The sequence below is a fragment of the Planctellipticum variicoloris genome (assembly GCF_030622045.1).
Lineage (GTDB): Bacteria > Planctomycetota > Planctomycetia > Planctomycetales > Planctomycetaceae > Planctellipticum > Planctellipticum variicoloris.
This window is the reverse complement of sequence record NZ_CP130886.1, coordinates 3,386,875-3,402,739: the sequence shown is the minus strand read 5'-3', so window position 1 is coordinate 3,402,739 and position 15,865 is coordinate 3,386,875. Positions and strand designations below refer to the sequence as shown.

The following is a 15,865-nucleotide window of genomic DNA, read 5'->3' as shown; positions in this document are numbered from 1 at the left end:
CACTCTTACTGCTTAGGCGGCAGGGCGTCGCGGACGACGGCTCCGTGTTCTTCGCTCAGGATGAGAATCGAGAACTTCGCCGCTGCGTCCAGGTCGTTCGTATTCAGCGAGGCGTAGTCGAACCGGCCGCGGAGGTCGGTGTAGCCGTCCTTGTAGAACTTCACCTCACCCCCCGCCGTCTGGGCGTAGACCTTGACGTAGGCCTTCGAGGCCGGTTTGTGGGTCTCGGCGTGCGTTACGCGGACCTGGCCGTAGTTTTCGATGACCTGCACGGTCAGCGAGTTCGAGAAATATGGCTTCGTACGGGTCTGCCCTGCCCCGACGATCTCCACCAGGACGTTGCTGTTCCGCAGGGTTTCCGGCAGATCGATCGCCAGTTTGGCTCCGTCCTTCGGCAGCGCGACGTCGAGCGTCAGGTTCGGCTTGATCGAAGCGACGCCGCTGCCGAACTGCTGCACGAACGGGTTCCGGCTGAAGAGGAGCTCGACGTCCATCTGATAGAAGTGGATCTTCACCGCCGGCAGGTTCTGGTAGCCGAGCTGAATCTTGCGGGCTTCGACGGTGAAGTCGAAACTGGGCTCGGTCGCCGCCAGTCGGGCCTGCTGCTGGTCGCGGTCTTCCGGATCGATCACGCCCGAGGCCTGCCCCGCCGCCTCGTCGAGCTGGGCGACGATCGTCGCGAACGAATTCCGCCAGCGGTCGACCGGATGGGCGGCGTACTTCGCCGCGATGGCCCGGGCCTGTTCGGGATCGTCGCTGAAGAACTTCAGATAGGCGTCGCAGTAGTCGTACTGAAGCTGCTCGGCGATGTTGGCCCGGTTGATGCGGGCAAACGTCGCCAGCGATTCTTCGATCCGGTCCTGTAGCAGCAGGTAATACGTCACCGCCAGCAGTTCCTCGTCGCTGGAGGTCCGGTCGTAGGCCAGTTCCTTGAGGAACCGGTGATACTGTTCGTTGAAGCGGTCGTTGACGATCTGTCGGCGGTCTCCCAGGGCGTGCGTTCGGGCGTTGACGAGGGGCTTGTACTCCAGGAACTCGTAGGTCCGCCGGGCGACCGGATCGATCGTCAGCAGCGTGCTCCGCAATCGGCCGCCGCAGTCATTGACGATGTTGCCCGCATGCTGCAGGAACTCGCGGGCTGCTGCGGGAGCGTTGTGGAGCAGAGCGTACGACCACAGGGTCTGGCTGTAAACGTGTCGCAGCGTCAGCTTCGGCAGGACGGCTTCGAACGCCGCTTTGTCGTGCATCCGCCAGGCGATTCGGTCGAGGTTCAGCTCGTTGATATTATGCTTGTCCAGGAACGTCAGCACGTCATCCAGCGAACCGTACTGCGAGACGTAGTCCCAGGATTCGGTGTCCAGCTTCGTCGGCCGGTTGACCACGTGGAACGTGAACGGAGCGGCAGCGGCGATGAGCTGTTCGTTCTTCGCGACGTGGACCGGGAAGTGGGCGAAGTCGCCCGCGGCCGGGAAGTAGAAGTTGTACTCAAGCGTCTGCGTGTGGAACGGTTCCAGGTTGACGTGGACGGTCTTCGTGGCCTGGCCATTGAGGACCGGCATGGAACCCCGCGGGATCTGCACCAGCACGTTCAGTTTTTGCCGGGCCGATGTCGGATTGGTGATCACCACCTGGCAGCCGTAAACCGTGTGGATCACGAATTCTTCGGTGACGAACTTGTCGACGGTTTCCCCGTTCTCGACCCGCTGGCGGTCGCCGTGCTTGTAGAAGTTCTGGCTGACGAGGACCTTGGTTCCGGCCGCGGGGGCTTCCGCGGGCAGAATCTCTTCGTGGAAGACGACCATCGGTCCGCCCGGCGTGAGCGTCATCTGCGCGCCGTCGAACTTGGTTTCGTGCTGCGGCGCTTCAAACGGCAGATCGAGGACGGCCAGGGCCAGCAGGATTTCCGGGAAGTTCCGGCTGGCTTCGGCCAGGTTCCGCGACAGGAATGGCGCTGCCGGATCGTGTGCCGCGAATTCCTTCCAGAATGCATTGACCGTGACCAGGTCGGCATTCTGCCGGTCGATCGTCAAGTGATGGTAGTTGTTCTCGGCCCATTCGCGGGTCTTGGCCATCTTGCGATAGAGCTGCCGGAGAGCCGGCAGGTCCTTAACGTCGCCAGAATCAAAGAACAAGTGAGTCGCGGCGTTGCCATGGCTATCGACGTCGACGCCATTGACCGCTCCGGAGTACTTTTGAGCGATGCCGGCCCGGCGGCGATCCGACATTCCGTCGCGCGACATGACGCTGAGCTTGGATTTGTCCATTTCCACGCCGAAGCGAGCTACCGACTCGGGGCGGTTGGAACGGCCGCCACCCATGCCGCCCATTACTCCGGAGGATGTCCCGGCAGGCGCAGGCGCCGCGGGAGCCTTCTCGGCACTGTCGGACATCTCGACCAACGCGCCGGCCAGAACCTTGCGTTCCAGTCCTTCGAGTTCGCCCAGCCGCTCCTTCAATCCCAAGGCGTCGTCCAGCTCCAGGGAACTCTGTCCCACGGCGGTCTCGAACAACGAGATGAACCGGTCGGGATTCGGCGGCAGCAGGGCATACAGATCGGCGATGTGCCGGGCGGTCCGAGCCCGGTCGTCGGCGATCCGCCGGGCCAGCAGAATCCGCTCGACGATGTTGAGCTGAGCGTGATTCCACGGCTGGAGATCGGCCGACAGGTCTTCCTCCAGCAGGAACCGGTCCATGAAGGTCTTGTCGCGCTTGTTCGCCAGGTACGGCAGAACGACGGTCTTGAAGAACTCGGGATCTTTCTTGAACAGGAAGAAGCTCAACTCGTGACTGGCGTACTTCGAGTACAGCTCCTGCTTCTCTTCCGGCTTCAGCTTCGGCCAGTTCAGAATGAAGGCAAACTCCGCGAGTTGCGGGTCTTTGCTGAGCGTTGCATAGAGGCCGTAGACCCGCGGCAGACTGTCGAACGACTCGAACTTCGCCGTCGAAAGATCCTTCAGCGTGAAGGGCTGCCCGGCGGTGAGGATCGAAATCTGTTTCTGCCGCGTGAAGTGTCCCTGGGGATCGAGACCGTTGGCCAGACGCAGGTCGAGAAACTCCGGCTCGATTTCCGGCAGCGCCAGCGTGCGGACCGTCGTGTTCAGCGGATCGACGGCGACGAATGTCAGATGCTGGCGATCGCCGAGCGCCGCCCGGGGAATCTCGATCACTCCCGCGTCGTTGGGAATCAGATTGACCAGCACCGCGGATGTGGTCGACAGGAAGTCCAGATCCGCGAAGTGGTCCGCCTGACGGGACTCCTGGGCTTTCTCGGAGGGGTCACGACCGGCCTCCTGCTTCGGCATCGCTCCCCGCGCGCCGAACTCGCCTCCTTCGGCGGCGACCTGCTGACCGGTTTCCGTGTCTCGCACAGCCCACGGATTCAGCAGCAGCGACGGTCGGTCGAGCAGGTTGCCGGGATACTTGGTCGCGTACTTCCGGTCGATAATGTACCGGTATTCGTCGCCGATGTTCCGGCCGGTCAGATAGACTGACTCGGCCGGAATGTTGAGGAACTGATACGGCTCCGCTCCGCGGACCCGGCTCAGATGGCCATAGGCATCATACTCGGGGACGAACCGCACGCCGAAGACGTGCACGCGAGCGAACTTCGACGCATTCGCCAGCTTGAGGGTGACCTTGTCCTTGTCCGGCGTGATCGAGGCGATCTGCAGTGGTTTCAGCCGAGGCGTTTCCAGTTGACGCAGACCGCCGACCGCAAATTCGCCGAGCTGCTCGCCGGCGGTGATCCTGAGTGCAATACGGTTTCCCGTCGACTTCAACAGCAGGTCGTAATCGCCTGCGGGAAGCTTGTCGATCACCAGAAGGCCGTCGCGAAGGGACAAATGGCTGAACCGGTCGACGGCAAATCCGCCGCCGGTGACTTCGAGGAGTGACAACTCGGAACGGACCGGCTCGGCCGCCTTGCCGAGATACGGCAACGTGAGCGGTTCGCCGACCCTGCCGTTGACCGTCTGAGAGTACGTATGCCGGTCGCCGAGCAGCGCCCAGGTGTGGCTGGTCCCTTCCGGACCGTTCACCGTGAAGGACTCAATCCCCTCCAGCAGACCCAGAGCAACCCGCCCGGCGGGATCGGTCTTCAAGACGGTCCCGACCTGGTCTTTGAAGTCGCGATGCTTGAAGCTGAAGACCGCTGGCCGCGAAGTGCGGGCTTCGCCGGTCCGGCCGCGCAGTTCGAGGATGTACTTCCCGTCCGATTTCAGCAGGTGCAGGTCTTCGATCTTTTCCGTCCGGTCGATGCCGTTCAGGGAAAAACTGTCGGCGGCGGCAACGTCGGTCTTCGTGCCGGTGGTGAGCTGCTTGATCTTCGCCGTCAGCGTGAAACTGAGCGACGCCAGCCGCTGCGGCACCTGGAACTCGTGGATTGAGTCCCGATCCTCGAACAACTGGAAGTCGGGGACTTCCGTGGACGACGGCGTGCCGTCGAGGTCGACCGACTGAATCGTCAGTTTCAGCTCTTCCAGTCGCTTCAGGGAGATCGGAGTGCCATTGAGCGACAGACCGGGTCGGACCAGCAGCTTCGCCGTCTTGCGGGTCAGCAGAGACTCGCGGTCGACGTAAAACCCGGCGACGAACTGATAGCTCTCGGGTTCGTGGTTGAAGTGGGCCAGGGCGGAATACGTCGCCCCCTCGGCGCCCGGCACCGGGGCCGTGATGACGATCGGCTGCCGCCCCGGACTGGTGCTGAAGGGGACCGGGATCGAGCCGTCCTCCTGGGCCGGATACTCGTGACCCGCCAGCCAGATCGATGCGTTCTTGATCGGCGCGCCGCTCCCGTCCAGGATCGTAAACGACTGCCCGACGGGTGTCGTGCGGACCAGGTGTTTCAGGCTTCCCTTGCGGATCAGCGCCCGGCTGCTCCGGCCGTTACCGATGAAGTCCACAATGTAAACGCCCGGCTTCGAAAGCTGCGGGAACTCGAACCGCCGCTTGATCCGGCGCAGGGGGGCGTCATTGTACTGATGCGTCTGCTCGACGTTCGCCACCAGTCCGTCGAGATTGATGTCGGTGTCGATCTCCCTGCCGCTGCGGTAGAACGTCTGCGTGTTGATTTCGAAGACCTTCACGATCAGCGTCGAGACGTTCTTGACGTGCAGATCGAGGCTGACGGCGTCGGTCGGGCCGAACTGTGTCTTGTTCGCAAAGTCGAAGTCGAGGTCGATCCGCTCGCGGAGCTGCTTGAACAGTTCGGGAGGCAACTGCGACGCCCACTGCTCGGGATCGCCCAACCCGTAGACGGCCTTCGTCTCGGCGAACATCCGCTTCAGATAGACGTCGTTGACGTAGGTCTCAAACTCGCCAGTCCCGCCGGCTTCGACGAAGAAGTGACTGAGAAAACTGCGAACGAGAGGTTCGTCATTCCCGACCGCGGGCAGCAGCGTCGCGCCGTCGTAGCTGGCGTTCAGATCGCAGCCGAATCGCTTGAACGGCTCAGACTCTTTCATGGCCTTCGAGACATATCCCACGTGTCGGGGGAGCTTCAGATAGGCCAGAAACCGGGATTTGTCGTAGACGCCCCGGCTGCGGTCGAGAACCAGCCGGTGATAGAGAACATGGGCCTTGAGCGAATTGTGCGCGGGCGCCAGCCGGTCGGCGAAGGTCTGCAGGCGGTTGAGAAACCGCTCGACCTGTTGCGGATCGTGCCGCCAGTCGACGTCCGGGTTGGGATGGAGCCGCCGCAGGTACGTCAGGACGTACTGCTGGTGATTGAGCACGTCCGCCTTGAGCGTGGCCAGCTCGTCGAGCTGGGCCTTGAGGAGCTGGTTATGAATTCCCAGCGAGCCGAAGCCGCCGGAGTCCTTGTGATTGAGGTCCGCGACGACCAGTTTCACCAGATTGGGATAGTCTGGCCGGTCCAGCCGGGCGAGGAGCTGTCGCCGCTGATCGGGATTCAGTTCGGTGGCGATCAGCCAGTCGAGCGCGGCCTGTTCGAAACCATTGAGGCTGCCGCCGTGCTGGGCGAAGGCCCGCTCGACGAAATGCTTCCGCGCGATCAGCCCCGGATCGAGCGTCGTCGGCAGATTCGGTTCGGCGTTGAGATCTTCTTTCTGATGCGGGAAATGAATGCCGAACCGGTTCCGCAGATAGGTCAGCGACTCGGCGGGGTTTCGGTCGTAGGTCAGGAGGGCCTTGCGGGTCCGGATCTCCCAGACGCGGGGCGTCTCGTTGTGTCGTTTGACCCAGGGAGTCAGCAGTTCGTCGACTTTGTCGAATTGCTCGGTCTGCAGCAGATGCAGGGAATGCCAGTAGTAGTAATCCTCGGTTCCGGGAATGAGCTGCTTCAGAGCCGCTTCTCGATCCTTCGCGAGGGCGAAGTCCTCGACAAAACCGATTTCACCGGCGCGGAGGGGCGCGACTTCCGCGACGAACAGCATGCTCAACAACAGTAGACGGTTCATAGAGAAGCTCCGGAGGGAGTCGAGCTCGCGAGGTTTGGCGCGGAGAGTGATGGGAAATCATGCCGCATGGCCTGCGTTCAATACGCAGTCAAATGATGAAAAGTTCCCGGAAGGGGGGAGAAAACTCCGAGATCGCTTGATTCCGGATTCATGCGTCGTCGACGCGTGTGTACCATCGCTCCCTCCTGTCTGGTTCTGGTCGCCGCGCTGGCGGTCCGTTACAGTATCCCAGCAGAGTTCGTTGATCCGTTTCAACTCTTCGGCGAGATTCCCGATGCGTGCGTTTGCCTGGGCACTGGCGGCCTGTTTCTGCTCCCTGTCGGCGGCCGGGGCCGATGACAACTGGAACCAGTTCCGCGGTCCCCGCGGCGATGGCACGTCGACCGTGAAGGGGCTGCCGGTCGAATTCTCCGAAGGCTCGAAGGAGATTGTCTGGAAGACGCCCCTTCCCGGCCGCGCCTGGTCCTCGCCCGTCGTCTGGGGGAACCAGATCTGGGTCACCAACGCCCCGGAGTTGCATAACCTGGCCGAGGGGGAAACGAAGCTGGACAAGCCGCTGGAGCTCTCGGCGGTCTGCTTCGACGTCGAAACCGGCAAGATTCTGCACGACATCGTGCTGTTCAAGGTCGATAAGCCGCAGTTCACGCATCTCACCAACAGCTACGGGTCGCCCACTCCCTACATCGAAGAGGGACGCGTCTACATCCACTTCGGCGCGTATGGGACCGCCTGTCTCGATCCGAAAACGGGTCGTCCGCTCTGGGAGCGAACCGATCTGGAGTGCGATCACTTTCGCGGCCCCGGGTCTTCGCCGGTGGTTTACGGCAACCTGCTCTATCTGACGTTCGACGGGTTCGATCAGCAGTACATCATCGCGCTCAACAAAGCGACCGGCGAAACTGTCTGGCGGCGCGATCGCGACGTCGACTTCGGCACGACCGACGGCGATGCCAAGAAAGCCTACTCGACCCCGCTGCTGATCCACGTAGGGGGCCGCGAGCTGCTGATCAGCCCGTTCGCCTCCCACACCATCGCCTACAACCCTCAGACGGGGGAACCCATCTGGACCGTCAAGCATGGCGGAATGAACGCGGCGGGCCGGCCGTTGTATGGCCACGGGCTGGTCTACATCAACACGGCGGACGGACCAAATCCTCTCGTCGCGGTCGCGGCCGATGGGACGGGAGATATCACGGACAAAATCGCCTGGCGCTCGACGAAGTCCGTTCCGAAACGACCATCGTCGCTCCTCCTGGGAGACCTGCTCTTCATGATGAATGACGGCGGCGTGGCGTCGTGCCTCGAAGCCAAGACTGGCAAGGAGCTCTGGACGAAGCGTCTGCCAGGCGAGTACTGGGCTTCGCCGTTGTACGCAGACGGCCTGATTTACTGCTGCTCGCAGAAGGGCGAGATTCCCGTGTTCAAAGCGGCCCGCGAATTCGAGCTGGTCGCCGAGAACAAGCTCGACGACGGTTTCCTGGCTTCACCCGCGGTGGCGGGGAAAGCGCTGATCCTCCGTTCGAAGACCCATCTGTATCGCATCGAGAAGCCGTAGGGCAGGCTCCCGCCTGCCGATCAGCAAGTCGCCATCTGCCAGGTTGTTCCATGCAACGCGGAACGAGCCTGAAGGCCGATCTGGCTGTCGGAACGCCGCGATATCAATGACACTGCGACCCATCGGAACTGAGATGCGCCACTTTGGACTGGGATTGCTCTTTGTCTGTTGCCAGGCCGCACTGCTGCTTGGAGAGGACTCTGCCGTGCTCGATCGCTGGTCCAAGTTGGCCGCCCGCTACATCGACGAGTCCCCTTCCCTTTCGCCGGTCGGCGCCACCGGACTGGGGGATCATCGCTTTGACAGCGAACTGGATGACGTCTCGGCGGTCGGCCGCGAGCGGCAGCGCGAGTTCAGCCAGCGATATCTCGCCGAACTGAAAGCGATCGACAGAAGCCAGCTTTCGCGCGAATCGCAAGTCGATTATCAGATGCTGAAGGATTCGCTGGAAAGTGATCTTTGGCGACTGGACCGGCTGCAGGAATGGGCCTGGAATCCGATCGGCTATACGCAGCTCACAGGCGGTTCCATCTACTCCCTGATGGCTCGCGACTTTGCGCCGGTGGAGCGCCGGCTGGTTTCGGTCGCCGACCGGCTGGAGAAGCTGCCGACGCTGTTTAATCAGATTCGCGGGGCGCTGGTTCCCGCCCGGGTCCCGAAAGTGCATGCGGAGACGGCCAGCAAGCAGAATCGCGGTCTCCTGAGCATTCTCGACAACATGGTCCGCCCGGAACTGGGGAAGCTGGCCGCCGCGGAGCGCGGCCGACTGGAAGCGGCGATGAAGCTGGCGACCGACGAAGTCGAAAAGCACCAGACGTGGCTGGAGCAGGAACTGATTCCGCACGCGGGGGGCGAGTTCCGGCTGGGCCTGCAGCTCTACGAGGAAAAACTGGCGCATGTCCTCGGGGCGGCGCTGACGCGGCAGCAGGTCCGCGAGCGGGCGGAGTTTGAACTGAAACGCGTCCGTGCGGAAATGTATGCCATTGCCCGCAAGGTACAGCGCAAGGCCGATCCCGCTGCGGATCTGCCCCTGGAACCGACGGAAGAGCAGCAGCAGACCGTGATCGTGGCAGCGCTGGAGCGGGCTGCTGCGGCGGTTCCGCCGCGGGACGGCGTGGTCGAGGCCGCGCAGAAGTCCCTGGCGCTGACGACCGACTTCGTCCGCCGGAAGGACCTGGTGACGATTCCCGACGATCCGCTGGAGATCATCGTGATGCCGGAGTTTCAGCGCGGCGTCTCGGTCGCCTATTGCGATTCGCCGGGACCGCTGGAAGTCGGGCAGAAGACGTTCTACGCCGTCGCGCCATTGCCGGCCGACTGGACCGACGAGCAATGCACCTCGTTCCTGCGGGAATACAACTTGCGGTCGATCCACAATCTGACCGTGCATGAAGCGATGCCGGGGCACTTCCTGCAGCTTGCCCATGCCAATCGCAATCCGAGCCGGCTGCGGGCGCTGCTGGGCTCGGGAGTGTTCATCGAAGGCTGGGCCTGTTACACGGAGCAGATGGTTTCGGAAGAGGGATTTCTGGCGGACGATCCGCTGATGCGGCTGGTCACGCTGAAGTGGTACCTGCGGACGATCGCCAACGCCCTGCTGGACCAGGGAGTCCACGTGGACGGGATGAAACGGGAGGCAGCGATGCACCTGATGACGCACGACACGTTTCAGGAAGAGCGCGAGGCGGCGGGGAAATGGACCCGGTCCCAGCTCACCAGCGCCCAACTTGCGACGTATTTCGTGGGCTTTCAGGAGCACCGCGATCTGCGGGACGCAGCGAAAGCGAAGTGGGGAGCTGAGTTTTCGTTGAAGCGGTACCACGACCGCGTGATCGATGCGGGGTCGCCGTCGGTGAAGTTTGTGAAGGCGCTGCTGCTGGGAGAGATGGTGCCGGAGTGAGCGACCGGGGAAATGCATTGCAAATTGAAAAACGCAAAATGCAAAGTGCAAAATGGGCGGAGTAGAGGGCGCGCACGGTGACGTTGTGCGCGGCTCGTTGAGTTCGCTCTGGCATTGAAATCGGATTAGCCGAGTCCAATCGGGATGGGGCCGGTTGTCGAAGTCGGCCCCATCCCTCCTGAACTGGTGTGATCAGGAACGGGCTTTCGCCCGCGCAAACGTATTGGAGACTCGACGTCGAGGTTGTGCGCACGTGAGGTGCGCTCCCCAGTCTCGCCTTGCGGCGGGACCGTCAAGCGGGCCCTGATCAGGCCCGGGTCGAGGGTTCGGCTCTCAGAGCGCCGGCGGCCATGCGCCGACGTGGTACCATTTGCACCGAACCGCCCGACCAGGGGACACGCTCACACTGGTACGGGAGTTGTGCAAGAGCAGATTCGGGGAAATTCAAAAAAATTGTGGAAGATTTCTCGCAGAGGGAACACGAGGGAATAGCGAGTAGGGAATAGCGAATAGCCAGCCAAGCAGAGTCGCGCCCAGGGCTTACGCCGCTGGACGATATTGTTCTGCCCCTGTCGGGGCTCCCGAGGCCCGGGGTGGCGCGGTCTTCCTCTGGCTACTCGCTCTTCCATTCCTCCAGAAATGTCGAAAATCAGTCGAGAGCCAGAACTAAATCATCGCTTTCCAACAACTGACCACTGGCCACGGACAACTGACCATCTCACACAATCCTCGCCTGAAATCCGGCGATCAGCATGCCGGCGTCGATGGCCAGCGTCTGCCCCGTGACGAGATCGCTGCCGGTCAGCAGGCTCAGGATGCCCTCGGCGATGTCCTCCGGATCGCAGACCCGGCCCAGGGGGAGTGAGCCGGCGAATGCGTCGCGGGTTCGTTCGTAATTGGCCCCGAGGCCCCCTTCCAGCCAGCGGCCGGTGATGAAGCCGGGGGCGACGCCGTTGACGCGGATCTGCGGGGCGAAGGTGCGGGCCAGCGAGACGGTGAGGCTGTCGAGGGCGGCTTTCGAGCAGCAGTAGGGGATGGAGCTCCCCTGCCCCAGTTGAGCGGCGACGCTGGAGACGTTGACGATTGCACCGCCGCCGGCCGCCAGCATCGATTCGCGGACGGCCCGGGCGCAGTGAAACGCGCCGACGACATTGACCTGGAACAGCCGCTGCCAGACGTCGTCGGTGACCTTGTCGAGATGGGGGAACGGAATGAATTCCGTCGTCCCGGCGCAGTTCACGAGGACGTCGATCCGGCCGAACGCGGCGGCGACAGTCGAGACCATCTGGCGGACGGCCGCGTCATCGGCGACGTCGGCCTGGAGGGCGATCGCCTTCACGCCGAGCAGCGTGACTTCGCGGGCGGTCTCTTCGGCTTCGGCTTTCGAGCGGGAATAGACGATGGCGACGTGACAGCCGAGGCGGCCGAGGGCGAGCGCGGTGGCCCGGCCGACGCCGGTTCCTCCGCCGGTGATGATGGCGGTTTTGTGCTGGAGTTGCATGGGGCGTCCGATGGCTGGTGGAAGGTAAGCGTCTTCAGTGTGCCACGGCCGTGTCGGCCGTGCGAGTGGTCGGTGGGATGGCCCCTTTGAGAATCCGTCCTGATGTTCGGATGGCGGGGTTGCACGGGTTGCACGTCTTCGTGCTGCCGGTGTAGCGACGCCGCGAGCGGTGAAGGCCAAAGCGTGACGTCAACAGCCTCCCGTCGCTTTACGACCCGGGCCAGTATCAGAATGCGAACCCCGCATTATTGGCAACGCTACGTACGATGTCCTGCAGCGGCCTCCAAGAATGCGGCCATCTCATCCTCACCCTTCTCGCATGCAATGTCCAAGGCAGTTCCGCCTCTCTTGTCTTTGAGAGTGATGTCCGCACCATGTTCCAACAGAACTCGGGCCACATCGATCTGCCCGAGCGCTGCAGCACACATGAGCGGAGTTGATCCCCAAACCGTCGTTGCATCAACTGTCGCACCGTTACCGAGTAAAGCGAGAGCCACTTGAACGTGTCCATTCGTTGCTGCTTCGTGGAGAGCTGTTAGTCCGTATTCCCCGGCTGCGTTAACCGATGCACCACTCCCCAGTAACGATCGCACAATTTCAACAAAGCCTTCACTTGCTGCCGTCGACAGAGGACTACGCCCGTTTGATCCGACAGTATCCAGATCAATTCCGATATTCAGCAAGTCGGCAACGACCGAACTGTCGCCAGCAATAATGCGTGCAATAAATCCGTCGATCGCTTTACTTGTCATCTCGGAAACTCACTGAAGAGAATGAGAGTTGTGTGCCGGAAGTGCATCAAGGTGACCGGTTTGCGGATTTGTGCATCTGTCCGTGTGCCACGGCTGTGTCAGCCGTGCGAGTGGTCAGGCTGTGTGCCAGCGAACACACGGCCGGCACGGCCGTGGCACACGGCGGCGTTGTGACATTGGGGTTATGGCTTCTGCAGCAGCTCAATCTGATCGAACAACGCGGGGCCGTCCATTGTGGTGGGGGCGATGCCCGTGAGCGTGCAGTCGCCGAAGTCCTGCCAGAGGTCGCGGGTGACGACGGTCCAGGTGGTCGGGGCCTCGTCGGCGACGCGGGTGGCCTGCCAGCCGGTCGTGTTGGCGCCGGCGACGTAGCGGAACCTGGGCGAGCCGGCGTCGGGCCATTGGCCGTTGTTGGCGAGTTCGATCAGGACGCCGCGGCTGCCGAGGGATTTCCAGGCGAAGCGGAGGTAGCGGTACTCGCCGGGGCCGGGGTTCTCGCGGATGCGGAACTCCCAGCCGGGAATCCGCGGAGAGTGCCGCTGGAGGGGCGTGACTTTCAGGGCGAGCTGGCCGTTTTGAGCATCGCCGGCGACGAAGACTGCGGCGCCGTTCCCTTCGTTGAGCGACGATGCGATAGCGGGGTTCTCGTCGATGAGGACGGCCCGGCTGGTCGGGGCGCGGAGCCAGGCCAGGACGTGGGCGACGTCTTCCGGGGAGACCGTCTTCGTCAGATCATCGGGCATCAGCGAGACGGCGCTGGAACGGAGTTCTTCGATGTCTTTGGTGAGGACGGTCTGCGTTTTCCCCTGCGGCTGTTTGAGCGTGATGCCGCCCGCGGAATCGGTGGCGAGGACACCGGTCAGCGAGAGTCCGTCTCTGGTGATCACGACGTAGGTCGGGTAGCCGGCGGTGATCGAGCGGCTGGGGAGCAGAATATCCTGGAGCAGGGTTTCCTCGGCCCGCTGGAATTCGGCGCTCAGATCGGGACCGACGGCGACGCCGAGGCCGTGGGCCTGGTGGCAGATGCCGCACTTCTCGCGGAACACCGCTTCGCCGCGGGCGAGGGAGCGTTTCCCCTTGAGGGCGGCGGCGTAGCGGTCGAACAATGCGTCGTCGACCGGAGATGTGGACTCAAGGACTTTGATCGCGCGGGTGCGCAGGCTGGAGTCGGCGTGTTCGGTCAAGGCGACCCGCTGCAGTCCCGACAGGGCCGATGCCGGAAGTTTTTTCTCTTCGAGGGCGGTGACTAGGACCGGCAGGCGGTCGGTGCGCGAGAAGAGCCCTGTCAGAATGGCCTCGCGGACCTGGGGCGTGCTGGCGGGAACCTGGTTGATCAACAGAGCGGTGATTGCTGCATCATTCTCGGCGGAGAGTTCTTCGGCCGCGGCGACGCGCTGCATGGCCGGGAGTTCGAGGTTGCCGAGCGCCGCCGTGGCGCGTGCGATGCGGGCCGATCGTTCGGCGGGACTTTCGAGTTTGAGAATGGCGATCAGATCCCGGGCTGCGGTGCGGAGGTCGTCGTTGGGGCCGGCGGCGAGTTTTTTCATTGCGAGGCGTGCATCATCCGTCAGGTTAAGCGCTGTGACCGTTTTGAATCGGGAGCGGATGCCCTGCAAGCCCGCAAGCTGGATCGTCGGGACGTCGACACTGGCCAGAGCCAGCAGTGCGGCCGATAGCTCTGCGGCATCTTTGCGGGAGGCAATGGCGGCACTGACCGGCGCGACCAGGCGTGCGGCGTGCTCCAATTGGCCCGGCTCCCGCAGCAGCAGTTGCAGAGATGGTCCGCTACGGCCGGACAGGGAACTGAGGAGCGCCGGTTCGAACCAGGGGAGATTTCCATGCTGGCGGGCCAGTCGGACCAGTGTCGGCAGCACGCGTGGATCGGACGATTCGCCGAGCGTCAGGACGAGCTGCAGGATGACCGTGGCGTCCGGATCGCCGGACAGGCCGAGGACGCTGTCGAGGACTCGCGGTTCGCTGCCCAGACAGCGTTCGGCGAAGCGCAAGGCGTGGACGCGGACCGCGGAATGATTGGAGGTCAAGGCAGAAAGGACGACGTCGGACGAGAGCCGATTCAGCCCATCGAGGGTATAGAGCGCATTCAGTGCAGCGGCCGGTTGCTCGGTGGTACTGGCGAGCTTGACGAGTGATGGGGCGATGTCGTCGGCTTGTCGTTCGACGAGCAGCCGGCGGGCGGTGGTCCGCCGCCAGAAGCGCGGGCTGGCGACCTCGTCGGCCAGTTGCGCGGTCGTCAGTCGCGACATGTCCGCCGGCGCCGCGGCCGGCGCGTCGCGATGCGTGAGTCGCCACAAGCGACCGTGGTCTTTGCCGTGCATCAGGCCGTACTGCTGCTGCAGGTAACGGGGGATCGCTGAGTAATCTTCGATGATTTCGCGGTAGAAGTCGGTGATCAACACGCTGCCATCGGGAGCGATGGCCAGCGAGATCGGGTGGAACCAGATATCGCTCGACGAGAGGAATTCCGACTGCTCTTCGCCGGCTGGTCGCGTCAGATGCAGACGGGGGCCGTCTCGCGTGATCACCGCGCGATGGATCAGGTTCTGGGCCGGTTCGCAGGCGAGAACCTGTCCGGCGAGTCCGGGGAGCGCGATGTCCTGGTAGACCAGCGGCGAACAGGCCGACGTGAAGTAACCGTTCGGGGCGGATTCGGCGATGCCGTAGCGGTCGGTGTAGTACTTGGCGAAGCCGGGGTCTTCCGCCCGGCGGGTGCGCCAGGGATGGGGCCGGCTGGTGGGATAGACGCGGTTGTCCGCCGCGGCGTTGACGGTCAGGTCGCGGGCGGCGTAGTCGGGATTGCGGGCCAGGTAGCGCCAGGGGATGGGGGCGACCTGGATGCCGGGGGTGTTGGTCGAGATCACGAAGCGGTCGCCGGATTCGGTGAAGGTGGTGCCGAGGGTGTGCGTCTTGCCGGTGACAGGTTCGATGGCGGAGCCGTCCGCCTTGAAGCGGAAATCGGTGGTCGGGAGCTGGACGGGGGCGGGGAGATGCGGGCCGGTGATCGTGCCGCCCCCCTGCCCTCCGCCGACGTAGATCCAGTTGTCGGGGCCCCATTGGGGGCAGTTCAGTCCCCGTTCGAGCATGCCGACGGCGAAGCCGGTGAAGAGGGTTTCGCGGAAGTCGGCTTTGCCGTCGCCGTCTCGGTCGGCGAGGTACACGATGTCCGGGGCGCAGGCCACGATCACGCCGCCGCGGGCCGGGCAGAGGCCATAGCAGGGAGGGAGACGATCGGCCCAGATCTCGGCGTGGTCCATCTGTCCGTCGCCGTCGGTATCGGTCAGCAGTTTGACGGTGCCGTAAGTTTCTTTCGCCGCCGCCGCCTTGGCGTGTTCATCGGCCTGCACCCGTCGAACGACGCGGTCGAGTTCGCCGGTCTTGTTCAATTCTTCGATGTCGAATTGGCCTTCGAGGTTGTAGCCGTGCAGCTCGCAGACGAAGAGCCGGCCACGTTCGTCCCAGCAGACGCCCGAGGGTTCGTGGATCAATGGCTCGGCGGCGATGAGGTCCAGGCGAAAGCCATCCGGCAGATGGAACTGCTTGGCGCTTTCGGCCGGAGAGAGCGGTTTCGGGGCGTCCTGGGGAGTCGGGATTTCGGCGGCAGCGGATGACTTCAAAGCAAGCAAGAGGCAAGCCCCGGCGGCAAGCGCGAGTTGTCGAAGAGTCATGCGGCGGTCCTCGGCGAAACGGTCTGGCGGCGAACTCGAACAGCATACGGCGGTCGGG

At 63.4% G+C, this 15,865-nt stretch carries 6 protein-coding genes; 2 read left to right on the top strand and 4 right to left on the bottom strand.

The window, feature by feature from the left end; translation table 11 throughout:
- Positions 1 to 5: 5 nt before the first annotated feature.
- On the bottom strand, positions 6 to 6,416 hold the full coding sequence (locus SH412_RS13075; RefSeq protein ID WP_336523963.1) for a hypothetical protein: 6,411 nt from the start codon (positions 6,414 to 6,416) through the stop codon (positions 6 to 8).
- Positions 6,417 to 6,690: 274 nt separating this feature from the next.
- Here SH412_RS13075 and SH412_RS13070 point away from each other — a divergent pair, with 274 nt between their 5' ends.
- Positions 6,691 to 7,971 carry a PQQ-binding-like beta-propeller repeat protein gene (locus tag SH412_RS13070; RefSeq protein ID WP_336523962.1) on the top strand — a complete coding sequence of 427 codons (1,281 nt, stop codon included), beginning with the start codon at positions 6,691 to 6,693 and terminating at the stop codon, positions 7,969 to 7,971.
- A 133-nt stretch (positions 7,972 to 8,104) separates the two neighbouring features.
- Positions 8,105 to 9,871 (top strand): DUF885 domain-containing protein, encoded by a 1,767-nt coding sequence (locus SH412_RS13065; protein ID WP_336523961.1) that lies wholly within the window; start codon positions 8,105 to 8,107, stop codon positions 9,869 to 9,871.
- A gap of 718 nt (positions 9,872 to 10,589) precedes the next feature.
- On the opposite strand, the gene SH412_RS13060 is transcribed toward SH412_RS13065, so the two are convergent.
- The 3 genes from SH412_RS13060 to SH412_RS13050 form a co-directional block, all read right to left on the bottom strand.
- On the bottom strand, positions 10,590 to 11,372 hold the full coding sequence (locus SH412_RS13060; protein ID WP_336523960.1) for an SDR family NAD(P)-dependent oxidoreductase: 783 nt from the start codon (positions 11,370 to 11,372) through the stop codon (positions 10,590 to 10,592).
- 257 nt (positions 11,373 to 11,629) lie between these two features.
- Positions 11,630 to 12,124, bottom strand: a complete 495-nt coding sequence (locus tag SH412_RS13055) for an ankyrin repeat domain-containing protein (RefSeq protein ID WP_336523959.1) — start codon at positions 12,122 to 12,124, stop codon at positions 11,630 to 11,632.
- A gap of 182 nt (positions 12,125 to 12,306) precedes the next feature.
- Positions 12,307 to 15,807 carry a PVC-type heme-binding CxxCH protein gene (locus SH412_RS13050; protein ID WP_336523958.1) on the bottom strand — a complete coding sequence of 1,167 codons (3,501 nt, stop codon included), beginning with the start codon at positions 15,805 to 15,807 and terminating at the stop codon, positions 12,307 to 12,309.
- Between the last annotated feature and the right edge of the window lie 58 nt (positions 15,808 to 15,865).